We start from the raw sequence: 22,697 nt of genomic DNA on the forward strand, positions 1-22,697 counted from the left end.
GTGTCCTCCTTATTCCGGAGTCACGCTTCCACTCGGGCGACAACCGTCTTGCCCGGAACAGCTTCTTTCGTGAACGTGAAGGCATAATGATGAGCGAGTGCGCTACCATTCGTCACGACCATTGGCGTGACCGTGTCTTTACCAGCCTGATGAATTTGCGCCAAGTCTGCTGTGAGTAACAGCTGTCCCGTTTTGACGTGGTCACCCACAACTACTTGAAGATCAAACGGGCGACCTTCGAGTTCAACGGTATCGAGACCGACGTGTATCAAAATCTCAGCCCCATCCTCGGTCCGAATGCCGATGGCGTGCTTGGTCGGAGCGATTTGTACAATCTCCCCATCAGCCGGTGAGACGACGGCGCCGTCTGTTGGTGTGATGGCAATGCCATCCCCCATCATTTTTTCACTGAAGACCGGGTCCGCTACTTGTTCGAGTGGAATGACGTCTCCTTCCATTGGTGAGTGCAGTGTCGGTTTGTGTCGGTTCATTAACTTATTCCATAGCATATCTACTACATCCTTTCTTGAAACAAAACGCCGAAAAACAAAACAGGCATGGAGTATAGACGGGTGGCATGCACCGTACGTCTTACCCCATGCCTGATCGAATCAGTCACATGTGATCGCTATTCGTTTCTTCACGTTCAACATAACATGTGTCGGTTTGAGACACAAGTCTTTTTTTGAAAGCGTTCTCTAAAATTTTACAAGGTGGTGAATCTGTTGTATAGTAAGGGCGAATCTATTGAAGAAAGGTGTTGCATGTTGATGAGTGAGGTTGTATCTGCCTAACGAACTGAAAAATGTCGGATGACACGTCTTTTTGTCATGCCGTCATGTTCCGTTACAGATACCGCCCATCAAAAACTGCCAGACACCCGTCTGTCTTTTTGCGTTGGTCGTCATCGACCGACGCTTTTTTGTTTGCGCGGTATCTCGATTCTACGATTTGAGGAGAGAGACACATGAACGAACAAACATTTGAAAAATTACAATACAACGAATTGATGACGAAAGTAGAGCGATTCTGCATCAGCGGATTCGGAAGACGATTACTCAGACAGCAACGTCCGACAAGCCATATTGCGACGGTGAAGAAACGTCTACAGGAAACGTCTGAAGCCCGCGCGATTCTAGATGCGACGTCACATGTTCCATTCATCGGGGTATCTGATATGGAAACGATCATCGGGAAACTACAACGAGGCATCCAACTCGAAGCAAATGAGCTCGAAGCGGTCGCCGAGTTTTTACGAGGGGCGCGCAAGTTGAAGCGATTCATGCTCGAACATGAATTCTTTGCACCGCTTCTTTCGGCTTATGCTGCCGGTATGGGCGAATGGCGGACATTAGAAGAAGACATCACACAAGCGATTCGAGCCGGACAGGTCGTCGATGAAGCATCGAAAGAGTTGAAGCGGATTCGTAAGCAAGTCGACATTTTAGAAGGACGAATCGAGGAACGATTGACCAAGTTTTTAAAGAGCGCGGCCAATCGCGAGATGATCCAAGACGGATTTGTCACGAAAAAACAGGACCGCTTCACCATTCCAATCAAAGCTTCTTATAAGCATAAAGTGGCAGGGACGATTGTGGATACATCGAATCGAGGGACGACGGTCTTTATCGAACCGGAAGCAATTGCGAAGTTAAATGCTGAACTCGTCGTCAAGCGTACGGAAGAAGCGGTAGAGGTGTATCAAGTACTAGCGACGTTGACGGGAGCGGTGACAGAAGTTCTTCCTGACATCGAATCGACGCTCGACGTCATCGCCCAGTACGATATGGTCTTCGCCAAAGGGAAGTACAGTCAGTCAATCGATGGCGTGACACCACACGTCAATGCGACCGGTCACATCCGATTGAAACGAGTACGCCATCCGCTCTTAGAAAGCGCTGTGCCACTTGATTTTGCCATCGGTACAGACTATCGTGGCTTGATCATCACCGGACCGAACGCCGGCGGGAAGACGGTCGTCTTGAAAACGATTGGACTCCTTAGTCTGATGACGATGACAGGACTGCATATCCCGGCGCACACCGATACAGTCATTTCGACATTTGATGAGGTGTTCGTCGATATCGGAGATAATCAAGACTTGGAATCGGCACTCAGTACGTTCTCTGCACACATGTACAACGTAGCGAGTATCATGCAGACCGCTGGAAAACGGTCGCTCTTGTTATTCGATGAAATCGGAAGCGGGACGGAACCGAACGAAGGGGCCGCTCTTGCGATTGCCATTTTAGAAGCGGCATATAAACGGGGCGCGATCGTTGTGGCGTCGACGCATTACGGAGAAATCAAATCGTATTCTGAATCCCACCCGGATTTCATGAACGCTGCGATGCAGTTCGACCCGGAAACGCTCGAACCGAAATACCGACTGCTCATGGGGCAGTCTGGCGACAGCAACGCCCTCTTTATCGCCCGTAAGATGAAGTTACCGGAAGCGATTCTGAAACAAGCATCCCGTTACATGAACGAGAAAACGTATGACACTACGAAAGTCGATGATTCTAAAATCACACGCGAAATCGAAGCGGTACCGCTTGAAGAGGCGGAACGCTTTGAAAAAGGTGACCGTGTCCGGTTGTTAGAGACGAATCAAGTCGGGCTTGTCTATGCGTTCGATGCATCTCGTCGGCATGTCCGAGTGTTCGTGAACGACGATTATGTAGAGTTACCGAGTCGCCGTGTCCGGTTGGAGGCGCGCGCGACGGAACTCTATCCGGCTGATTATGATTTGGATACGTTGTTCACGACGTATCAAGAACGTAAGGAAGCTCACGACTTTGCACGCGGATCGAAAAAAGCGTTACGACGAGTGGAGAAAGAGATTCGGGAAAGAAAGAAACAAGAGCAATCGAATCGAAAGTGAATGTAGCATACAGCGAACGGGTAAGAGCACATAGAGAGAAATCTTAATGTGGGAGGGACTTATGTGTTCGACTTAAGCTTTTGGTTTGCACTCGGTTTTGCGGTGATTCACTTTTTTTCGGGAAAGCTCATTCATGTGCATGAAGTGCCGAGAAGCCGTTTTTTATCGATAGCAGGTGGAATTGCCGTTGCTTATGTGTTTCTTCATCTGTTGCCCGAGTTGAATGAGTATCAACGCGAACTCGAAGGAGAGATTGGAAATAATATCTTCGCTTCCCTCGAGAACCATATCTTGATCATCAGTATGTTAGGACTGGCTGTCTTTTATGGGCTCGAACGATTCGCAACGGCCAATAAGCGTAAACAAAAACCGTATGTGTTTTGGATTCACATCGGTTCCTTCACGCTTTATACGTTTAGCATCGGTTATGTGCTCGCAGAAAGTGAGTTCCAATCGAATGGGACGATGTTCCTCTATTTTGTGGCACTCGGGATACACTTTGTAACGGTTGATCAAGGGTTACGTCAGCATCATCAGCAACTCTATGATCAGCGTGGCCGAATCTTTTTATCACTTGCTGTACTCATCGGATGGGCAGTTGGCACCTTTGCGGAAGTGAATGATCTCGGATTATCGATTGTTGTCGCTTTTTTAGCAGGAGGTGTCATCTTGAATGTCATGAAAGAGGAGTTACCTGCTGAACGAGAAAGTAGTTTCGGTGCATTTTTGGTTGGGTTATTAGGTTATGCGTTGTTGTTACTCGTCATATGAAAAGGCAGCCACCTCGAGTGACTGCCTTTTGACTTATAAGCTGTTGCTTTGATTTTCTACGTTGCTGTCGCTCTCTGTTGAAGCATCCTCATCTGAAGAAGATGAATCGTCATGATGTGGACCGTGCCCATGTCCATGGCGACCACCTTCACGTCCACCACGCATACCGCGAGCATCTTCTAAGTCATCGTAACTTGTCACATCGGCAAAACGCTCTTCATGGTCAGCAAGGATTTGATCCGCTTCTTCTTGCGTTAAATTTCCTTCCTCCACAGCAGTCGCGAGTTTTTCTTCATGCGACGTCATGATGGCGTCGATGAACGCTTCAATGGAAATTCCTTTTTCTTCTGCGAGTTCAGGGAGAGATTGCCCGTTTTCACGAGCCGCATCCACTTCTTCTTCCGTTAAACCGAGCGCTTCGATGAGAGCGGCATGACCCGCTTCTCGGTCCCCGAACATACCGGGTCCTTTTTCACCACGATCACATTGTGTGGATTCTGTCGTTGTCGTTTCGTCAGTTGTCGTGTCATTCGTCGCGGCATATACGCCAGTGCCTGATACAGCCAAAAGACCGGCTAAGGCGATTGCTAGTTTTTTTGATTTCATGTGTATCTCCTCCTTTTGATACTTCAAGTGTAGAACTGAAGGCTTCGGAAGTTGTGAGGGAGTTGCAAGATTTCTGCAAATTGTCTTTGGGAAACGGTGGGACGATTGATGGGTACGATATAATGGATGTGGAGGCGATATGAGATGAACATACTCGTTGTGGAAGATGAACAGAAACTTGCGGACGGCATGTCCCGCTTTTTAACATATGCAGGGTTTGATGTGACCGTGGCGATGACCCTTGGAGAAGCGAAGCGACAGTTACACCAGCGCTTTGATGCAGTTTTACTCGACGTCCGTCTTCCTGATGGAGAAGGATGGACCTTGATTCCAACGTTAAAAGCGCAACAGCCTGCTCCTGCAATTATCCTGACGACGGCTCGTGGTGAGGCAGATGATCGTGTATTTGGATTGGAACTTGGAGCGGATGACTACTTGGTCAAACCGATCGTCCTGAAAGAGTTGGAGATTCGGTTAAAGCGTCTCGTCAAACAGACAGATGTGATTCAGTTCGGCGCACTCACCATCGACATCAAATCGAGAATGGTGCAAGAAAATGGTCATCCTCTTCGTTTGACGAACAAGGAGTATGAATTGCTGTTATATCTTTGGAAGCATGTCGGGGAGGCGTTAGACCGAAACCGTTTGCTCGATGATGTGTGGGATTACGCATTTGTCGGAGATACACGTACGGTCGACACGCATATTAAACAATTGCGTGATAAATCACCAACATTAAAAGAGCGGCTGAAGACAGTTCACCGGGTCGGTTATCGATTAGAGGGACTGTCATGAATCGATTAATGAAGAAGTTACTTTGGACGGCCATTCTACCGCTTGCCGTGATGGCCCTTTTAACATTTGGTCTCACCTCTCTCTTAATCGGACGTTTCGCAGAAGAGGAAACATACACACAATTGGAGCGAGAGGCAGCGATTGTGTATGAAGCCATTCAAGAGGGGCGTGGAATCCCGGGGCAGCTTGACGTGCTGATATTCCAAAACGGGCAGCGTATTGAGTTCGAACGAGGTGGACGGATGCATCGCATGCCGCTCGTCACCCTTAATCCGAATGATTTAGCGATTCAAGATGAAGTGAGTGTGAACGGAACTCGCTTTTTGACATATTTACAAGAAGAAGGGGACATTCAAATTGTGACCTATAGCCCCGTTCCGTTCTCGAATCCACAATTCCAACAAATCTACCTCATCTTAGCGGGCGGATTTATTCTGGCCCTGCTGGTCGCCATCGCTGTCACGTTTTGGATGAGTCGTCGACTCACGCGACCGCTCGTCGAGTTGAAACAAGCGACCGCATCAATTATGGAGGGACGACACGACATCACTCTACCGAATGTGACGAACGATGAGATTGGGGATTTGACTGTTACCATCGGACAAATGAACGCATCACTTCAAGAAAAAGAAGCGCTTCAAAAATCGTTCATCTCTGGCGTGACGCATGATGTGCGTACACCGCTCGCCATCGTTCGAAATGAGGCGGAACTATTAGAGCTTGGCGTTGTAAACGACAAAGAGATTGAAGCGACCGGAAAAAGTATTACCGAGGAAGTCGACCGAATCGACCGACTCGTCAATCAGATGCTTGAATACTCCAAATTGTCCGCAGGTTCCATTCCGCTTGAAATGGAATCGATTCAACTCGATGAATTGGTTCGTCGATTGACGCCACGCATGTCCGAGTGGTTCCGACAAAAAGACGTGACGCTCGATTTACAATTAGAACCTGTGACGATACAAGCCGATCGACTAGCGATGGAACGGGTTCTTTCGAACTTCTTGAGAAATGCGTATGAGGCGAGCCCGATTGGGGGACGCATTACCATCAAACTGACACCGAATCGACTAGACGTGATAGACGAAGGGGAAGGGATTGACCCTGCCGTCCAATCTTCCATTTGGGGTATGTATGTGAAAGGGGACCGCTCTAACGGACATGGTTTAGGTCTCGCCATCACGAAACTACTTCTTGATGCACAAGGACTTTCATATGGAGTCGATTCAGATAAGGGGGCGACGTTTTGGATCGGATGGACATGACTTTATTTTTACGAGGAGTGCGGTTAGAGAAAGACCGCATCCAATCAACGGGTTATCCGTACTCGTTACCCATCTTTCAGACACTCGATGAACTGACGTTTCATCATCCGGTCACGTTTCTCGTTGGAGAGAACGGGAGTGGAAAGTCGACGTTGATTGAGGGGATGGCGGTCGCGGCTGGATTCAACCCAGAAGGCGGAGCACCTTCCTTCCAATTCGAAACGGAGTCAACGCATAGTTCTTTGTATGAAGCGCTACGCCCGATTCGAGGACCGTATCGTCCGAAAGACGGATTTTTCTTACGTGCGGAGACGGCATATCAGTTGTCGAGTTACGTAGATGAGATGGCGAAACTTGGACCTGACATGGAGCGGTTCTATGAAGCATACGGAGGACGTTCCCTTCACGAACAGTCTCACGGGGAAGCGTTTCTTTCCCTCATGTTGCATCGATTCCGTGGGTCAGGTCTTTATATTTTAGATGAGCCGGAAGCCGCATTGTCACCGATGCGTCAACTGACGATGCTCGCACGCATGCATGAACTTGTCCAGTCCGGCAGTCAATTCATCATCGCGAGCCACTCACCGATCTTGATGTCGTATCCAGGTGCGATGATTTTACAAGTTGAGACGGGACTTACTCCGACGTCGTTTGACGACCTCGAACATGTACGTGTGATGCGAGACTATTTGGATGCGCCAGAGCGGATGCAGCGAATCTTATTTGAAGAGTAAAACGGTCACGATGTAAGCGGTTTACTTTTTGTGTTGACGTCAAGATTTCTAGGGAGTATGCTTATATCGAAAAGAAGAAAATCCACTTTGGGATTGTTACTGGTGATGCAGGCAAAACCTAAATTGACGCCACGACTCCATATTGGATACTGGTGTGAATTTAGGTTTTTTTCTTTTCAGTTCAGTGGAATGAGAGTGAGGTGAGGAAACCATGCAGATTTCAAAAGTGTTCAATAATAACGTTGTAGCGATTGATGCGAACGGTCAAGAACAAGTCGTGATGGGACGTGGAATTGCGTTTCAAAAACGACCGGGCGATGCGATTGATCAGACGCGAATCGAAAAAATCTTTACGCTCGAGAGTAAAGAGAGTTATGAACGTTTCGTGCACTTTTTAAATGAAATGCCGACAGCTGAGATGGAGACCGTGAAACAGATTGTCAGGTTGGCCGAACAACGATTGAATCAACCAATCCATGATTCGCTCTATGTGACACTAGCGGACCACCTTCATTTTGCACTCAGTCGGTATCGGGATGGAATCCAGATTCGAAATCCTCTCGTTTGGGAAGTGAAACGGTTTTATGCGCCAGAGTTCGCCATTGGAAAAGAAGCAGTAAAACTGATCAATGAGCAACATGAGGTCACGTTAGATGAGGACGAGGCCGTTGCGATCGCCTTGCACCTCGTCAATGCAACGATGTCGGGTGTAAAAGCCGAAAACTTGCATCTCGTCACGGAAATGACAAGGGCTACCCAAGCCATTTTGACGATTATTACGTATCATTTTCAAATTGAATTGGACGAAGAATCATACGCCTATTCTCGATTCCTGACCCACTTGAAATATTTTGTGCAGCGCCTCGCATCGGGAGAAAAGGTCAAGTCCACGGGTGACGAAACCTTATTTCTCATGGTAAAACAGCGATATCCGGAAGCGTTTGAATGCGTCGAAAAAATCGCCGGGTTGATTGCGACGAAATATCATTATGACGTGTCGATGGACGAACGATTATACATGATGATTCACATCGAAAACTTAATGAAAGAGCGACGATCCTAAGGATGGTTACTGATGATGCAGGCCAAACCTAAATGACTACACAACCTGTTGTGTGGTGATTTAGGTTTTTCTTTTTATTCAGAATGATGAGGAGTGAACAAAATGGACCAATACAAACAACTGGCAGAAACGATTGTGCAACATGTCGGTGGCAAGGAGAACGTTAAAAGCGTCTTTCACTGTGCGACACGACTACGTTTCAAATTAAAAGATGAATCAAAGGCTAATGCGACTAAGTTGAAGGAACAAGATGGGATTATTACCGTCGTTCAAAGTGGCGGACAGTTTCAAGTCGTCATTGGTAATAATGTGCCATACGTCTACAAAGAGGTTGTTGACGTTGGCGGATTCCAGACATCTTCGACCGACGATGAAGAAAAAACAGGGGTGTTTAACCGACTGATTGACGTGATTGCCGGAATCTTTACGCCAATCCTCGGACCGATGGCAGGTAGTGGTTTGTTGAAAGGATTGCTTGCGATTCTCGTCGCGCTCGGATTATTAACGCAAGAGATGGGGACGTATGTCGTCTTAAACGCCGCAGCAGACGCGCTATTTTACTTCCTACCCGTGATTTTGGGGCATTCAGCTGCGAAGAAATTTGGTGGGAATCCGTATATTGGGATGATTATCGGTGGCGCGCTCGTTTATCCTTCGATTGTCGCGATTCAAGGAGCAGGTGAGTCATTAACGTTTCTCAATGTACCAGTCGTCTTGATGAGTTATGCGTCTTCGGTAATTCCGATTATCTTGGCGACATACGTGTCTTCAAAAGTAGAAACATTCTTCAACCGTCATACGCATGAAGCTGTACGAAACTTCACGACGCCAATGATGGCATTGTTACTCGTTGTCCCGTTGACGTTTTTAGCAATCGGACCGGTTGCGACGTATGCGAGTCAAGGGTTGGCGAACGGATACTCATTCTTATATGACTTAAGTCCGACCATCGCAATCGCATTCATCGGTGCGTTCTGGCAAGTGCTCGTCATGTTCGGTTTGCATTGGGGACTTGTGCCAATCATCATCAATAACTTATCGGTTGTCGGTACGGATACGATTGTTGTCGGAGTGTTGATGGCCACATTTGGTCAGGTCGGTGCTGTGTTAGCAATCACGTTAAAGGCGAAAAATCCAAAAGTGAAAGGTTTAGGGACTTCCTCTACCATTGCGGGTGTCTTTGGAATCACGGAACCGGCTATCTATGGCTTGACGCTTCCGCGTAAAAAACCATTTGTGTTTGGGGTTGTGGGTGGAGCGGCTGGTGGTATCGTAGGAGGTTTGTTCGGCACGGCGGCTTATGCGATGGGAGGACTCGGAATCTTCAGCATTCCGGTCATGATTCCTCCAACGGGAGTCGATTTAGCCTTTTATGGCGCATTTATTGGAATGACGGTTGCGACGTTAGTCGCGCTCGTCTTGACTATGGTCTTCCACAAAGAAGAAGCGACGGTCGAGTCGACAGAAAAAGTGGTCGCACAATCAATCTCTGAACAAGTCGGCTTTCCTGTATCGGCTCCATTGAAAGGAGAAGTCGTGTCGCTTGAAACGGTTCGTGATGAAGTGTTCTCAAGCGGGGCGATGGGGAAAGGGATTGCGATTATGCCGTCAGAAGGTGCGGTATATGCACCGTTTGATGGAGAAATCGTCACAGTCTATCCATCGAAGCATGCAATCGGTCTTCGATCTGATACAGGTGTAGAAGTATTGATTCACATTGGATTAGATACGGTCAAGCTAAAAGGACAGTATTTTGAAACGGTCGTTACGGATGGGCAGAAAGTGACAGAAGGTGAATTGCTCGTCCGATTCGATATAGATGCCATCGCTCGTGAGGGATATGACACCATCACCCCGATTATCGTGACAAATACCGAACACTATCTCGATGTCTTACCGGTTTACACAGGTGTGGTTGAAGCCAATCATGGCGTATTGCGCGTCATTGTATAACAAAGGAGGAGACAATATGAAACAAGTATCAAGTGATTTTCTATGGGGCGGGGCCACTGCGGCCAATCAGTTAGAAGGCGGTTATCAAGAAGGTGGAAAAGGACTTTCGATTGCTGACGTCATGCCAGGTGGGAAACAGCGAATGAAAATTATTCATGATCCAGCCTTTGATTTTGAGTTACATGATGAACATTCATATCCGAACCATGAAGGAATTGACTTCTATCATCGTTATAAAGAAGATATCGCTCTCTTTAAGGAAATGGGATTCAAGACGTTCCGCATGTCAATCGCGTGGTCACGAATATTCCCAAATGGGGATGAAATAGAACCGAACGAGGAAGGACTTCAATTTTATGATCGTGTCATCGATGAATTAGTCGCCCAAGGCATTGAACCACTCGTGACCATCTCTCACTACGAGATGCCCTTACATCTTGCAAAGCATTATGGAGGGTGGCGTGATCGCCGTCTCGTCACATATTTCGAACGATACAGTCGTGTCTTGTTTGAACGATATCAAGGAAAGGTCAAATACTGGTTGACGTTCAACGAAATCAACGGAGCGCAATTCATGCCGATGCTCAGTCTCGGAATTGCGGTTCGAGAAGAAGAGAACACATTACAACTTACGTACCAGGGACTTCATCACCAACTGGTCGCAAGTGCACTTGCGACAAAAGCGGCCCGTGAAATCGACCCATCGATGCAAATCGGATGTATGCTGATTGCAGCTCCGGTTTATCCATACAGCTCAAACCCGGACGATGTTTGGTATGCACACGATGCTGAACGAATGATGAACTTCTTCTGCGGGGACGTCCATGTACGTGGGAAATATCCAAGCTTTGCGAAACGATTCTTCCGAGATAACGGAATTGAGCTCCATATGGAAGATGGAGACCTTGAAATCCTGAAAGAGAATACAGTTGATTTCTTCTCACTCAGTTACTATATGTCGCGCACTGAAAAGGCTGAAAAAGGTCAGGATGAAGCGGAAGGAAATATCATGAGCGGGGTGAAGAATCCATATTTACAAGCGAGCGACTGGGGATGGGAAATTGATCCGACGGGACTACGTGTCATCTTAAACAAATTATATGAGCGTTATGAGCTTCCGTTATTTATCGTTGAGAATGGGCTAGGCGCATATGACAAAGTTGAGTCGGACGGAACGATTCATGATCACTATCGCATCGATTACTTACGTGATCACTTGAAAGGGATGATGGATGCAATCGACGATGGAGTCGAAGTGATGGGGTACACGAGTTGGGGTTGTATCGATTTAGTAAGTGCCTCGACAGGCGAGTATAGCAAACGGTATGGTTTCATCTATGTAGATCGCCATGACGACGGTACCGGTACGTTAGAGCGAAAACGGAAAGAGTCATTCTTCTGGTATCAAGAGGTGATTCGTTCACAAGGCGCAAGCTTGTATGAAGAAGAATCAGTCAAATGAAAAAGGCGGCCGCGGCCGCCTTTTTTCATGTTTTCGTGATTTTTCGCAATAAGATGATCGCAAGGCTAACGCCCCCGGCAATCAACATGTACAAGAGAATCTCCATCCACGTGCTCATTCGTCGTCCCCATCAGCAAATACAGCGAGCTCCCCTTGCGGCATCGCGACCAAAAGATAGGCGTCTCCACCAAGTGGTCGTGCGTCTCCCGCTTGCCAGCATTCAAAATGCTCTTGATATCCGTTGATGAATAGGAGAGAACCTGATTCAAATTCCAGTTCGAGATGGGGGTGTTCGTCACCGAGTCGTACGTGATGGATGCGCTCTCGTCTTAAGCGCATGAGCTGTTCGAGTTGTTCACCTTCGTCAAACGTACTTTGCGTCGCATGGACATGCCATGGTCCCTCGATGGAGATCCAAGATTCCAGTCCTTGACGACTGAAATAGAGAAGATGATGGTTCGGGCCAGAACCGAAATCGATTCCGACAAAAGAAGAGGCGGTAAAGAGGTGATGCAAAATAGATGTCGCTTGTTCGTGCTCTGTGGTAGACACACCGTCACCTCGCTTTAAAGAGTTGTTATGATTATCATTTCACGTTACCACGCTAAAGTAAACGAATCTAACTCAATCTAGAAAAGAAATCGCAAATGATTCGTAAAGTATAATGTTGATTTATTTCTCATTTATGTATACGAAAAAACGGACATTCACGATGAACGTCCGTTTTTCAAATTTCATTATGCTTCGACAAAGGCAGCGCCAATCACGCCCGCATCTCCTGACAATTGAGTGAGGCATAGACACGTTTTTCCACTAGCATGTGGATACATTTTATTCGAAACTGCTTGTTGTAATTCGTTCCAAAATAATGAGGCCGACATCATGACGCCGCCCCCTAATACAATCACATCAGGATCGACGGTATGAATGATATTAGCTAGTCCGCTGGCCAGTTCCTCGACGAAGTGATGGCGGTACTCATCATCTAATAATAGCGAAGGGACGTTTGTATACCCCTTTTCGCTTGCGCGATTCATGAGCGCCGTACCACTAGCGAGTGATTCGAGAGAGCCTCGATTCAGTACAGGGTGAGCTGGTCCGTTCGAACGGATAATCATATTTCCGATTTCACCGGCACTGCCGTTCGCCCCTCGAATGACTTGATGTTTATAGACATATCCGCCACCAATCCCTGTGCTGACTGTTACATAAAAAACAGAATCGAATCCTTTCCCTGCCCCAAATTTGGCTTCTGCGAGAGCTGCCGCATTCGCGTCGTTTTCAAGGGTGACAGAATAGCCGAGACGCTGTGTTAAAGGCTCAACGATTTTTTGATTGTGCCAATTCGGAAGATTTGGAGGAGTTAAAAACATTCCCTGTTTCAAATCGAGTGGACCGGGTGCCACAAGCCCGACATGCTGGATATCGAATTCAACATTGAATTGATGAATCGCAGTCTCGATAGATTGTAATGCCTCTTCAAAAGGAAGGTGAGGCTGCGTGTTAAACGTAAGTTGTTTTAGTACTTCACCATTGAGTGAAACAGCCGCAATCCGAGTGTTCGTCCCTCCTAAATCGATCCCGATTCGGACGACTTGCTTCTCATCGGAAGGAACACCAGTCACTAAACAAGTCGCTTCTCCCTCAATCAAGAACGACTCATTGGCCGGGAGAAGGAGTGTACCTCCCGTAGGTACTTCCATCTCATCAATGATTAATGTTCCTTGCACGACAGATAGTAACCGAAACGTGTCGGTCGAAATCTTTTCTTTCACTGTAACGTGCCATTTTTCCACGAAGAAGAATGGATTCTTCGTCAAACGTGTTCGAAAGTGATCGAGTTGACGGATTGGTTCGCTATAGCCAAGGTGAGGGACGAAAGAAGCGAGGACGCCCTTCTCTACATGAAGCTCACGAGGACGACCGGTCGTCACATCTACTCGCTCGTAATCGTATAGACGATAGGTTGTGTCCGAACTTTGTTGAATTTCCAGTACGCATACCCCTTTTGTCAACGCATGCACCGTTCCAGCTGGGACATAGAAAAAATCACCGGCATGAATCGGTTTTCGTATCAAGCCGTTTTCCAAATCGCCTGTTTCAAGCGCTTTGTTGAAATTTTCCAAGGTGGTATAGGAGTGACCGTAAATGAGTGTCGCATCTGCCGGAGCATCGAGAATGTACCAACATTCATTTTTTCCATATGGTTCATTTTCGAGTCGGTTTGCCAACAAATCATTCGGATGAACTTGAATAGACAAATCATCGTTTGCATCAATCCATTTAATTAATAGCGGAAACACATCCGAGCTAATTTGAAACAACTCTGGATGTTGTTGATAGAGTTCATGCAAAGAAAGACCAATGTAAGGTCCAGAAGCAACTGCTGAACTGCCTTTTTCTAATGCAGAAGCCGTCCAGGCTTCACCAATCGAAGGGTCATTGAATTCGAAACCAAATCGCTTCAGACGCTCCCCTCCCCAAAGTCGGTGTTGATAGTGTGGTTGTAAAAGAATAGCGCTCATATTCCATCCTCCTATTATTTAATATACACTTATGAATTTAAAAACTAAACAAAGTTTAAATCAAGTATAGACATGAAATAAATCATGTGTATAATAAAATATGTAAACGATTTCAAATGAGGAGTGAGGACACATGAAGAAAATCTTATTAGCGTGTAGTTCAGGGATGTCGACGAGTTTACTCGTGACGAAGATGAAGGATCACGCCACATCAATTGGGGATGAGGCGAAGATTTGGGCAGTTGGTCAAGACCAGGTTGTAACCGAGATGGACGAGGCAGATGTGATTTTAATTGGTCCACAAATGCGTTTCCTATTGGATAAATTGAAAGCGCAAACATCAACGCCGATTGAAGTAATCGATATGATGGCGTACGGCACGGCGAACGGAAAAGCTGCATACGAGCAAGCCATGAAATTAATGGGGTGAACAACGTGGAACAGGTAGATGAGTTAACTTTGGAACAAATGGCGTTCATGATGATTTTGCACAGTGGCAATGCGAGAAGTACGATTCAGGAAGCGATTCAACTGTATAAAACGAGTTCTTATGAAACGTTCGAAGAAAAGATTGGCGAGGCACGCGAACAATTAAAAGAAGCACATCAAACACACTTTTCACAAATTCAGAGAGAAGCGAATGGAGAAAAAACAGACGTCTCGTTATTACTTCTTCATGCAGAGGACCATTTAATGTCTACACAAACGATGCTTGATTTGACAGCGGGTTTGGTCGAAATGGTCGAACAAAAGATTGTAAATCCTAATCAAGAAGGGTGAATCATATGTCACAGGACAATAAAATGTTCAACATGATCAGTAAACTGCTCATGCCGATGGCGACCTATTTAAACAACAGTCGCTATTTACAAGTATTGCGAGATGCATTCATGCTCGCTTTCCCAATTACCATGTTTGGGTCAATCATCGTCGTCATTGCAAACCTGCCGTTCCTCGACCGTTTCATGTCCGAAAGTACACTCAGTGTATTTAAAACATCACTCGGAAACGCACCATCTGCAACGATGGGGATTATGTCTATCTTTGTCGTTTTCGGTATCGGGTATTATCTATCGAAAAGTTATCAAGTCGAGGCTGTGTTCGGAGGAGCGATTTCGCTCGTGTCATTCCTTCTCTTAACGCCGTTCTTGATTGAAGTGGACGGCATGTCAGAGGCAGTCGGGAATGTCCTTCCATTGGATCGCCTTGGAGCAAAAGGGATGTTCCTTGCGATGATTACAGGATTCCTGTCCGGTGAGATTTATCGATTTGTCGTTCAAAAGAACTGGACGATCAAGATGCCGGATGGAGTACCGCCAGCTGTTGCGAAATCATTCTCAGCACTTGTTCCTGCATTATTAACCTTGACTGTATTTTTAACTTTCAACATCATCGTGACGAACTTATTCAATACGAATCTTCATGACGTCATTTTCAACGTTGTTCAGCAACCGCTTGTGACATTAGGAAATGGTCTCATTCCAACATTGATTGCAATCTTCTTCGTTCAGCTATTTTGGTTCTTCGGACTCCACGGTCAGGTCATCGTCAACTCGGTGATGGACCCGATTTGGAACACATTATCTGTGGAAAACTTGACGGCTTATACCTCGACTGGAGATGTTCCGAACATTATCAGTAAACAGTTCATTGAAATTTACACAGTAGGGCTTGGTGGTTCCGGATCTACGCTTGCTGTCGTCGTGGCCATCTTGTTGTTCTTGAAATCGAAACAGTTGAAACAAATCGGGAAACTATCCATCGGACCTGGACTATTTAACGTAAACGAACCGGTCATCTTCGGACTTCCGATCGTCATGAACCCGCTCATCATGATTCCTTGGATTGTCGCACCGCTCGTGACGGTGACGGTCACATACTTCGCGATGTCGACAGGCTTAGTCCCACCACCAACGGGTGTCGCGGTTCCATGGACTGTCCCGATGTTCTTGAGTGGTGTCATGGCGACGAACTCGCTTGCAGGAGGTCTTCTTCAAATCGTGAACTTCTTCATCATTTTGGCGATTTGGTTCCCGTTCTTGAAATTTATCGACCGAATGAATTTGAAAAAAGAATTAGAAGAATCAACAGATCAACAAGAAGCAGTGTAAACAAATAGAGAAAATAGAAATAAGGGAGAGATAAATAATGACGAACCCGACCCAAACACGTATGAGAGAGCAAAAGACCTATCAATTTCCGACAGACTTTTGGTGGGGAACGGCTTCTTCTGCTACACAGATGGAAGGTGCTGCTTTTGAAGGTGGAAAAGGATTGAACATCTGGGACTACTGGTACATGCAAGAGCCGAACCGCTTTTTCAATGGCGTGAGCGCAACAGAAGCCTCAAACTTCTATCATTTGTATGAAGAAGATATCGCATTGATGAAAGAACTCGGGCATAATACGTTCCGTTTCTCCATTTCATGGTCACGTCTTTTTCCACAAGGTGTCGGGGAAGTAAATGAAGAGGCGGTCACATTTTATAACAATGTCATCAATTGCTTAATCGATCATGGTATCGAACCGTTCATCAATCTGTATCACTTTGATATGCCGATGGCGCTTCAGGATCAAGGAGGTTGGGAGTCACGGGAAGTCGTGGAGGCATATGTCACCTTTGCGAAGACATGCTTTGAGTTGTTTGGTGACCGCGTCGAGAAATGGTTCACGCATAATGAACCGATTGTACCGGTAGAGGGTGGATATTTATATGACTTTCATTATCCAAATGTTGTTGATTTCAAGCGAGCTGTCCAAGTAGCGTACCACTCGATCTTATCGAGTGCGATGGCAATCGAAGCGTATCGTGACATGGGACAATCAGGGCAAATCGGGATCATCTTAAATCTGACACCCTCATATCCGAGAAGTCAGCACCCAGCTGATTTGAGCGCAGCGCGTATTGCTGATGCGATGTTCAATCGCTCGTTCCTCGATCCATCTGTTTTAGGCACGTTCCCTCAAGAACTAGTAGAAGTGCTGAAGTCGGAAAATGCGATGCCACAGATGGAAACAGACGATCTTGAACTCATTCGAGAACATACAGTCGACCTGCTTGGCATCAACTATTACCAGCCGCGTCGCGTGAAAGCAAAAGCATCACTGCCGAATCCGGACGCACCATTCTTACCGGAAAACTTATTTGATTTTTATGAGATGCCTGGACGTAAAATGAATCCCTATCGTGGATGGGAAATTTACGAAAAAGGAATCTATGATATTTTAATCAATCTAAAAGAAAACTATGGTAATATTCCTTGCTTCATTTCAGAGAATGGAATGGGTGTTGAGGGTGAAGAGCGTTATCGTGACGAGAACGGAAGTGTCCAAGACGATTATCGAATTGATTTCATTCGCGAACATTTGAAATGGATGCATCAAGCGATTGAAGAGGGTTCGAACGTGAGAGGCTATCATCTTTGGACGTTCATGGACAATTGGTCATGGAGCAATGCTTATAAAAATCGCTATGGATTTGTAGGTATTGACTTAGATACGCAACAACGTACTGTAAAAAAATCAGGGCACTGGTTTAAACAGTTGATTGACGCTAATGGTTTTACAGAATAATGAAGTAAGCTGACAAAGACTACTCTTTGTCAGCTTTTTTTGATATATTGTACATATATGTCTATACATGAGGTGCTATATGTCTACTAAGAAAAAACCGAAATATGAAACCATTGCTGATGAAATTCGTAAAAGAATTATTGAACACGTTTATCCGCTAGAACATGCATTACCTGATGAAATCCATTTGGCCCAAGAGTTTGGGGTGAGCCGAATGACGATGAAACGTGCGCTTGAGATTCTCGTCATGGAAGGGCTAATCTATCGTAAACGTGGTAAAGGAACATTCATTTTACAGTCGAGCTTCCAAAAAGATCGTATCAACGTGATTAGTAAAGAAACGAGAGGGCTGACTCAAGTAATCGGAGATCGCTCGTTACGAAGTGAAGTCCTCAATTTTGAGGTGAAGTTTCCGAGTCAGGAAGTCGCCAATCATCTCATGATTGAGCTGACAGAACCAGTCTATGAAATACGTCGTGTGCGTTACGTAGACGAGGAACCGTATGTCATCGAATTGACGTACATGGTTGCTAACCTCATTACAGGAATCACACGTGAAATTTTAGAACAGTCCGTGTACGCGTATATTCAAGAAGATTTAGGCTATACGATTACAAGCTCGCATAAAGTGATTCGAGCAGATAAACCGGATGAGTACGATCAGGCTTACTTGAAGAATGATATCACTGAACCGATTATCGAAGTCGAGCAAGTCGTCTATTTAAGTAACGGGAAACCGTTCGAGTATTCGTTTGCCCGTCACCGATACGATAAATTTGTGTTTTCATCGGTCAATATTGTGAAGTAAAAGTCGCCGCGATGGCGACTTTTTCGTAAGGAGGACCCATCGTGGATGTGAGAATTGAACAAGCAGGATACGAGATAAACGAACCTATCATCCAAGACATTTCGTTTGATGTACGGGCAGGTGAGATTTTAGGGGTGATTGGATCGAATGGTGCGGGAAAAACGACCACTATCGCCTGTCTTACCGGAACGATTCCTTGGATGACGGGAACGGTCGAGATGGAACGCTATGCGTACATCCCAGAACAACCGGTCTACTATGATTATTTGACGCTATCTGAACATATCGCACTCGTCCAAGAATTAACGGGAATCGATTCAACAGAAAAAACGGAGGAGTTGCTAAAGCTTTTCCGACTCGATCATGTGACCGACCGGTATCTCTCCTCTTATTCAAAAGGGATGAAACAGAAGGCGATGATTTTATTGGCGCTCATTCAAGAAGCGCATGTATTGATTGTCGATGAACCATTTATCGGATTGGATGCGACGACGACCATTCAGTTACTTCGACTGTTAGAAGCGGAGCGTACGAGGGGGGCAAGTGTCTTATTAGTCACACACGTTCTTGATACGGCCGAGCGATTGTGTGATCGTTTCGTATGGATTGATGACGGGCAACTCCTGGCGAGTGGGACGAAAGCGGAGATTCGTGAAGCGCTCGACACAGAGGGGATGACGTTGTTCGATATGATGGAAGATGTGGCGCTCCGATGATTGCGAAACGATTGTTTTGGATACGTGTCTCCCGTTATATAAAACAACAGTGGAAGACGATCCGATTGATTGTCGACTGGACGATTTTTTTATACGGTGTCCTTCCTCTTCTCATATGGGCAGGCTATTCCTACTGGCAAGTCTGGGAAGGGAGCTTCCCCTGGTTAGGTGACATCCCTTATTTTCTCTGGGCACTTCTGATTGGATGGTTCATGTGGCAAGATCGCATGTTTGTCTGGATTGAGCGTGCCGATCTCATCCTTGTAGCTGATCGTCATTTCATTCGACAGTTGAAATGGTATTCCGTCGTATATCAGATGACTCAACACCTGGTTCAATATGGATGTTATCTACTGTTGCTTGCACCGATTCTATACATAAAGGGCAGGAGTGTGGGCGAGATACTCGCGTTTGGGGCTGCACTATTTCTACTCGGTTGGTGCCATGCATGGATTCAGTATCAATTTCGTCTCCGACACGCCCATCTCATGAAGCGATTATTGATTATACTCCTTGCTTTTGTAGGTGTGTATGCGTTATTGATTGATTCGATGTTACTCAGTGTGTTGATCGGAAGCATGATGGTCACATTTGCGTTATATGTAGGGGAAGGATGGGTGTCGAAACATCCGAATATCGGTCGCGAGATTGAGATCGGGGAACGTGAGCGTGCCTCATTCGACCGTGTCCTGCTGACGACGTCAGGAGCCATCGAGAAGACGAGTGAACGGAAACGTCCCCTGTATCGACCGAGACCGAACCGCTTCGGCACCGTCAGACGAACGACGGCGCTCCTTATGTACTTTAGAACGCCGAGTCATCGGAATCTATGGTTTCGACTCATTCCACTCGGGGGAACGAGCGTGATTCTTCTCCCGAGCTGGTTCAAACTAGTGGTTCCGATTTATCTGTTATATGTCGCCTATCAGGAACAGACGTCGTTCACGAGAGAAATGGAGCGGCATCCATTCTTCCAATCTATTCAAGAAAGAGGTTCATCATGAACGAACAGCAATATGAACAACTGTTACAAATCGAGACGGCCAAACCACAGCAAGGATTCCCGTCCTCAGCCGAATATCACCGTTATGAGCCGACTCCTTACGAGGCACTCGATTTGCTTCGGGATGCGTTTCCGTTAGAGTCCACAGATACCATCGTGGATTTCGGTTCGGGAAAAGGACGTCTGCCGTTCTATTTAGCATATACGTTTCGCGTGCGGGCAATCGGTGTCGAGATGGACGGTGGATTTCATGAGGAGGCACTTCAAAATTGGATGAGCTATACGAAGAAACATCGTAATCGGGGAAGTGTTCAATTGGAACAGGGACTCGCGGAAGAATTCACGATTCCATCGGATGCGAATCGATTCTACTTCTTTAATCCGTTCTCGGTGAACGTCTTCCGTCAAGTGATCGCCAACATCATCGAATCTGTTGAAACGGTCCCTCGTCCGGTCGATGTGATTTTATATTATCCGGCGGATGAGTATCTCCATTATTTGAACGACAATACGCCTTTTCAGTACGTACAAACGGTGCGATTGCCGCTAAAGAATCTTCATGAGCGATTTTTGATTTATCGGTTTGATATGATGGAGTCATCTTGGTAATGGAGGAGTGAGCACGATGAAAAAGAAAGACATTTTAGAAGCGTATCGTTGGCGTCAAGCGACGAAAGCGTTCGATGCGGATCGTAAAATCAAAGAAGAGGACATGGAGTTCATTTTAGAGACGGGACGTCTTTCGCCGAGTTCGTTCGGATTCGAGCCATGGCAATTTGTCGTGGTGCGTCGGGAAGATTTACTCCAAAAAATTAAAGATCATGCATGGGGAGCGCAAGGTCAGGCACTGACTGCCAGTCACTTCGTGTTGATCCTCGCAAGAACCCCTAAAGCCATGCGTTATGATGCGGACTATATTCGTCATATCGTGACGGGTGTACAGGGCCGTACGGAAGAAGAATACGCACAACGCGTGAAACGGGTACAAGAGTTCCAGGAGAACGACTACCGTCTCTTAGATGATGAGCGTGTCTTCCAAGAATGGATCAAGCGTCAGACATATATCCCGCTCGGAAATATGATGACGGCTGCCGCACAAATCGAGATTGATTCATGCCCGATCGAAGGGTTCAATCAAGAGGAAATCGATGAGTTGCTCATCTCAGAAGGCGTGATGGAACGAGGCGAATGGTCACTTTCAGTCATGGTTGCATTTGGGTATCGAGCGCGCGATTTCGCACCGAAAACACGTCGTGACTTTAACGAAGTCGTCAAATATATCGGATGAAAAAAAAGAGTCAATCGCCTCGGCGATTGACTCTTTTGAATTATTTCCAGTCTGTGATGCGGTCGACTGGGAAGCGGACTGATGGATACCCTTCTTCTGCTGCTTTCCCGATTGAGAGAAGCATGACTGGAAGGTAACGTTCTTTGTCGAGACCGAACGCTTCAGCGATGTTCGCTTTGTCGTATCCGCCGATTGGGTTTGTGTCATACCCGTGCGCACGTGCGACGAGCATGAGTTGCATCGCAACAAGACCTGAATCGAGCATGATGCTGTCTTTGACCATTTCTTTCGGTGCATCTTTGAAGATGCCTTTGATCATGTCGACTTGACGGTCGCGGACTTCAGCCGGCATCATACCGCGCTCTACCGCTGTATCAAAAATCTCTTCTGTGTAATCTGCCATTTGGTAGTCAGCAAAGAGGGCGATGACAGCTGAAGATGTTTCCACTTGGCGTTTGTTGAAGCTTGCGAGTGGAAGGAGTGTTTCTTTTCCTTCTGCGCTATCGATGACGACGAAGCGCCATGGTTGTAAGTTAAGTGATGAAGGAGCTGTTGTCGCTTCTTCAAGAATTTGTGTCATTTCTTCTTTTGAGATTTTGACGTTCTCATCGTATACACGAATCGAACGGCGTCCTTTGACAATCTCCATAAAGTCTTTTTGTGTAGCAGTGTTCATATTGTAGTCTTCCTTTCATGGTCAATAGTATCTTGTAACATCGTGAGTGATGCTAGTAACTGTTGTTGATCCTCTACCTTCATGTTGACAAAAAGTCGGTCCGTTAAGCACTCTTTTTGCTCAGTCCAATGTGCAATTTGTTCACGACCATCGTCTGTCAACTCGACATAGATGACACGGTTGTCTTGTTCGCAGCGTCTCCGCGTGATGAGTCCTTGTGTCTCTAATTGTTTCAGGTGTCGGGTGATGGCGGCGTGATCGACATCGACACGTTGCTGCAATTCACGTTGCCGCAATGGACCGACGTGATACAGGTTGCTTAAAATGTCGTAGCGACTCAAGCTGAGTCCGTCCATTTCCGAGTCGAATAATTGCCCCAATTCTTTTTGTACGGTGATGATGTGATAGAGAATTTGATCACGAAGCGAGCAAGAATCTCGCATGCACATCGCCTCCTCAAATCATTGATGACTCAATTATTGATGGGTCACACAATGTATAGTAAACCCATCGTGACGAGATTTCAAATAAAAAGTTTTAAGAAATGGGTTGTCAAACTGTTATATAATAGACTA

At 46.2% G+C, this 22,697-nt stretch carries 23 protein-coding genes; 17 read left to right on the forward strand and 6 right to left on the reverse strand.

Going from position 1 to position 22,697, the window contains the following annotated elements; translation table 11 throughout:
• Window positions 1-20 precede the first annotated feature (20 nt).
• Window positions 21-509, reverse strand: coding sequence for a PTS sugar transporter subunit IIA (locus tag KNO90_RS11145; RefSeq protein WP_214742538.1), 489 nt, complete (start codon window positions 507-509; stop codon window positions 21-23).
• 458 nt (window positions 510-967) lie between these two features.
• On the opposite strand from KNO90_RS11145, the gene KNO90_RS11150 reads away from it, so the two are divergent.
• Both KNO90_RS11150 and KNO90_RS11155 read left to right on the forward strand, forming a co-directional pair.
• Window positions 968-2,884: an endonuclease MutS2 gene (locus KNO90_RS11150; RefSeq protein ID WP_215113612.1), complete on the forward strand. Its 1,917-nt coding sequence runs from the start codon at window positions 968-970 to the stop codon at window positions 2,882-2,884.
• A gap of 63 nt (window positions 2,885-2,947) precedes the next feature.
• Window positions 2,948-3,655 (forward strand): hypothetical protein, encoded by a 708-nt coding sequence (locus KNO90_RS11155; protein WP_214742540.1) that lies wholly within the window; start codon window positions 2,948-2,950, stop codon window positions 3,653-3,655.
• A 33-nt stretch (window positions 3,656-3,688) separates the two neighbouring features.
• Here KNO90_RS11155 and KNO90_RS11160 read toward each other — a convergent pair whose 3' ends face one another.
• Window positions 3,689-4,261, reverse strand: coding sequence for a hypothetical protein (locus KNO90_RS11160; RefSeq protein WP_214742541.1), 573 nt, complete (start codon window positions 4,259-4,261; stop codon window positions 3,689-3,691).
• Between the two features lie 144 nt (window positions 4,262-4,405).
• Between KNO90_RS11160 and KNO90_RS11165 the strand changes: the two genes are divergently transcribed.
• The 6 genes from KNO90_RS11165 to KNO90_RS11190 all read left to right on the forward strand — a co-directional run bounded on the left by KNO90_RS11165 (window position 4,406) and on the right by KNO90_RS11190 (window position 11,533).
• Window positions 4,406-5,056, forward strand: coding sequence for a response regulator transcription factor (locus KNO90_RS11165; RefSeq protein ID WP_215113613.1), 651 nt, complete (start codon window positions 4,406-4,408; stop codon window positions 5,054-5,056).
• On the forward strand, window positions 5,053-6,321 hold the full coding sequence (locus tag KNO90_RS11170) for a sensor histidine kinase (protein ID WP_214742543.1): 1,269 nt from the start codon (window positions 5,053-5,055) through the stop codon (window positions 6,319-6,321). Before KNO90_RS11165 ends, KNO90_RS11170 begins: the two co-directional genes overlap by 4 nt.
• A complete protein-coding gene (locus tag KNO90_RS11175; RefSeq protein WP_214742701.1) occupies window positions 6,312-7,055 on the forward strand; it encodes an AAA family ATPase in 744 nt (247 codons plus the stop codon). Before KNO90_RS11170 ends, KNO90_RS11175 begins: the two co-directional genes overlap by 10 nt.
• Before the next feature lie 211 nt (window positions 7,056-7,266).
• The gene (gene licT / locus KNO90_RS11180; RefSeq protein WP_215113614.1) at window positions 7,267-8,118 is read left to right on the forward strand and encodes a BglG family transcription antiterminator LicT; all 852 of its coding nucleotides are present in this window, start codon (window positions 7,267-7,269) and stop codon (window positions 8,116-8,118) included.
• 102 nt (window positions 8,119-8,220) lie between these two features.
• Window positions 8,221-10,071 carry a beta-glucoside-specific PTS transporter subunit IIABC gene (locus tag KNO90_RS11185; RefSeq protein ID WP_215113615.1) on the forward strand — a complete coding sequence of 617 codons (1,851 nt, stop codon included), beginning with the start codon at window positions 8,221-8,223 and terminating at the stop codon, window positions 10,069-10,071.
• A gap of 16 nt (window positions 10,072-10,087) precedes the next feature.
• Window positions 10,088-11,533, forward strand: coding sequence for a glycoside hydrolase family 1 protein (locus KNO90_RS11190; protein WP_214742546.1), 1,446 nt, complete (start codon window positions 10,088-10,090; stop codon window positions 11,531-11,533).
• Between the two features lie 114 nt (window positions 11,534-11,647).
• On the opposite strand, the gene KNO90_RS11195 is transcribed toward KNO90_RS11190, so the two are convergent.
• Complete coding sequence (locus KNO90_RS11195; protein ID WP_015880366.1) at window positions 11,648-12,085, reverse strand: hypothetical protein; 438 nt, start codon at window positions 12,083-12,085, stop codon at window positions 11,648-11,650.
• A gap of 185 nt (window positions 12,086-12,270) precedes the next feature.
• Window positions 12,271-14,058, reverse strand: coding sequence for a type I phosphomannose isomerase catalytic subunit (locus KNO90_RS11200; RefSeq protein ID WP_215113616.1), 1,788 nt, complete (start codon window positions 14,056-14,058; stop codon window positions 12,271-12,273).
• A gap of 133 nt (window positions 14,059-14,191) precedes the next feature.
• Between KNO90_RS11200 and KNO90_RS11205 the strand changes: the two genes are divergently transcribed.
• The 9 genes from KNO90_RS11205 (at window position 14,192) to KNO90_RS11245 (ending at window position 21,446) form a co-directional block, all read left to right on the forward strand.
• Entirely contained in the window at window positions 14,192-14,488 is a 297-nt protein-coding gene (locus KNO90_RS11205) for a PTS sugar transporter subunit IIB (RefSeq protein WP_015880368.1), read from the forward strand.
• Window positions 14,489-14,493: 5 nt separating this feature from the next.
• Entirely contained in the window at window positions 14,494-14,838 is a 345-nt protein-coding gene (locus tag KNO90_RS11210; RefSeq protein WP_353047925.1) for a PTS sugar transporter subunit IIA, read from the forward strand.
• Between the two features lie 23 nt (window positions 14,839-14,861).
• On the forward strand, window positions 14,862-16,169 hold the full coding sequence (gene celB, locus KNO90_RS11215; RefSeq protein ID WP_215113688.1) for a PTS cellobiose transporter subunit IIC: 1,308 nt from the start codon (window positions 14,862-14,864) through the stop codon (window positions 16,167-16,169).
• Window positions 16,170-16,206: 37 nt separating this feature from the next.
• Window positions 16,207-17,631, forward strand: coding sequence for a glycoside hydrolase family 1 protein (locus KNO90_RS11220; protein ID WP_483299294.1), 1,425 nt, complete (start codon window positions 16,207-16,209; stop codon window positions 17,629-17,631).
• Between the two features lie 79 nt (window positions 17,632-17,710).
• Window positions 17,711-18,439: a GntR family transcriptional regulator gene (locus KNO90_RS11225; protein WP_215113617.1), complete on the forward strand. Its 729-nt coding sequence runs from the start codon at window positions 17,711-17,713 to the stop codon at window positions 18,437-18,439.
• 41 nt (window positions 18,440-18,480) lie between these two features.
• Entirely contained in the window at window positions 18,481-19,155 is a 675-nt protein-coding gene (locus tag KNO90_RS14795; RefSeq protein WP_215113618.1) for an ABC transporter ATP-binding protein, read from the forward strand.
• Window positions 19,152-20,159, forward strand: a complete 1,008-nt coding sequence (locus KNO90_RS11235; RefSeq protein ID WP_215113619.1) for an ABC transporter permease — start codon at window positions 19,152-19,154, stop codon at window positions 20,157-20,159. Before KNO90_RS14795 ends, KNO90_RS11235 begins: the two co-directional genes overlap by 4 nt.
• Window positions 20,156-20,767 carry a class I SAM-dependent methyltransferase gene (locus tag KNO90_RS11240; RefSeq protein WP_214742553.1) on the forward strand — a complete coding sequence of 204 codons (612 nt, stop codon included), beginning with the start codon at window positions 20,156-20,158 and terminating at the stop codon, window positions 20,765-20,767. Before KNO90_RS11235 ends, KNO90_RS11240 begins: the two co-directional genes overlap by 4 nt.
• Window positions 20,768-20,783: 16 nt before the next feature.
• Window positions 20,784-21,446: an NAD(P)H-dependent oxidoreductase gene (locus KNO90_RS11245; RefSeq protein WP_015880376.1), complete on the forward strand. Its 663-nt coding sequence runs from the start codon at window positions 20,784-20,786 to the stop codon at window positions 21,444-21,446.
• Window positions 21,447-21,486: 40 nt separating this feature from the next.
• On the opposite strand, the gene KNO90_RS11250 is transcribed toward KNO90_RS11245, so the two are convergent.
• Together KNO90_RS11250 and KNO90_RS11255 are read right to left on the reverse strand one after the other, a co-directional pair.
• Window positions 21,487-22,122, reverse strand: coding sequence for a nitroreductase family protein (locus KNO90_RS11250; RefSeq protein WP_074036693.1), 636 nt, complete (start codon window positions 22,120-22,122; stop codon window positions 21,487-21,489).
• Complete coding sequence (locus tag KNO90_RS11255) at window positions 22,119-22,565, reverse strand: MarR family winged helix-turn-helix transcriptional regulator (protein WP_078146066.1); 447 nt, start codon at window positions 22,563-22,565, stop codon at window positions 22,119-22,121. Before KNO90_RS11255 ends, KNO90_RS11250 begins: the two co-directional genes overlap by 4 nt.
• Window positions 22,566-22,697: the final 132 nt, after the last annotated feature.

Source organism: Exiguobacterium sp. s63, assembly GCF_018617335.1.
Lineage (GTDB): Bacteria > Bacillota > Bacilli > Exiguobacteriales > Exiguobacteriaceae > Exiguobacterium.

Bases quoted from the DNA above. Each gene is read 5' to 3' on its own strand.
- KNO90_RS11220 (WP_483299294.1), top strand. From the start codon at position 16,207: ATGACGAACCCGACCCAAACACGTATGAGAGAGCAAAAGACCTATCAA.
- KNO90_RS11205 (WP_015880368.1), top strand. From the start codon at position 14,192: ATGAAGAAAATCTTATTAGCGTGTAGTTCAGGGATGTCGACGAGTTTA.
- KNO90_RS11190 (WP_214742546.1), top strand. From the start codon at position 10,088: ATGAAACAAGTATCAAGTGATTTTCTATGGGGCGGGGCCACTGCGGCC.
- KNO90_RS11165 (WP_215113613.1), top strand. From the start codon at position 4,406: ATGAACATACTCGTTGTGGAAGATGAACAGAAACTTGCGGACGGCATG.
- KNO90_RS11200 (WP_215113616.1), bottom strand. From the start codon at position 14,058: ATGAGCGCTATTCTTTTACAACCACACTATCAACACCGACTTTGGGGA.
- KNO90_RS11160 (WP_214742541.1), bottom strand. From the start codon at position 4,261: ATGAAATCAAAAAAACTAGCAATCGCCTTAGCCGGTCTTTTGGCTGTA.
- KNO90_RS11170 (WP_214742543.1), top strand. From the start codon at position 5,053: ATGAATCGATTAATGAAGAAGTTACTTTGGACGGCCATTCTACCGCTT.
- KNO90_RS11185 (WP_215113615.1), top strand. From the start codon at position 8,221: ATGGACCAATACAAACAACTGGCAGAAACGATTGTGCAACATGTCGGT.
- KNO90_RS11240 (WP_214742553.1), top strand. From the start codon at position 20,156: ATGAACGAACAGCAATATGAACAACTGTTACAAATCGAGACGGCCAAA.
- KNO90_RS11250 (WP_074036693.1), bottom strand. From the start codon at position 22,122: ATGAACACTGCTACACAAAAAGACTTTATGGAGATTGTCAAAGGACGC.
- KNO90_RS11175 (WP_214742701.1), top strand. From the start codon at position 6,312: ATGGACATGACTTTATTTTTACGAGGAGTGCGGTTAGAGAAAGACCGC.
- licT (WP_215113614.1), top strand. From the start codon at position 7,267: ATGCAGATTTCAAAAGTGTTCAATAATAACGTTGTAGCGATTGATGCG.
- KNO90_RS11255 (WP_078146066.1), bottom strand. From the start codon at position 22,565: ATGCGAGATTCTTGCTCGCTTCGTGATCAAATTCTCTATCACATCATC.
- KNO90_RS11145 (WP_214742538.1), bottom strand. From the start codon at position 509: ATGCTATGGAATAAGTTAATGAACCGACACAAACCGACACTGCACTCA.
- KNO90_RS11235 (WP_215113619.1), top strand. From the start codon at position 19,152: ATGATTGCGAAACGATTGTTTTGGATACGTGTCTCCCGTTATATAAAA.
- celB (WP_215113688.1), top strand. From the start codon at position 14,862: ATGTTCAACATGATCAGTAAACTGCTCATGCCGATGGCGACCTATTTA.
- KNO90_RS11150 (WP_215113612.1), top strand. From the start codon at position 968: ATGAACGAACAAACATTTGAAAAATTACAATACAACGAATTGATGACG.
- KNO90_RS11245 (WP_015880376.1), top strand. From the start codon at position 20,784: ATGAAAAAGAAAGACATTTTAGAAGCGTATCGTTGGCGTCAAGCGACG.
- KNO90_RS11225 (WP_215113617.1), top strand. From the start codon at position 17,711: ATGTCTACTAAGAAAAAACCGAAATATGAAACCATTGCTGATGAAATT.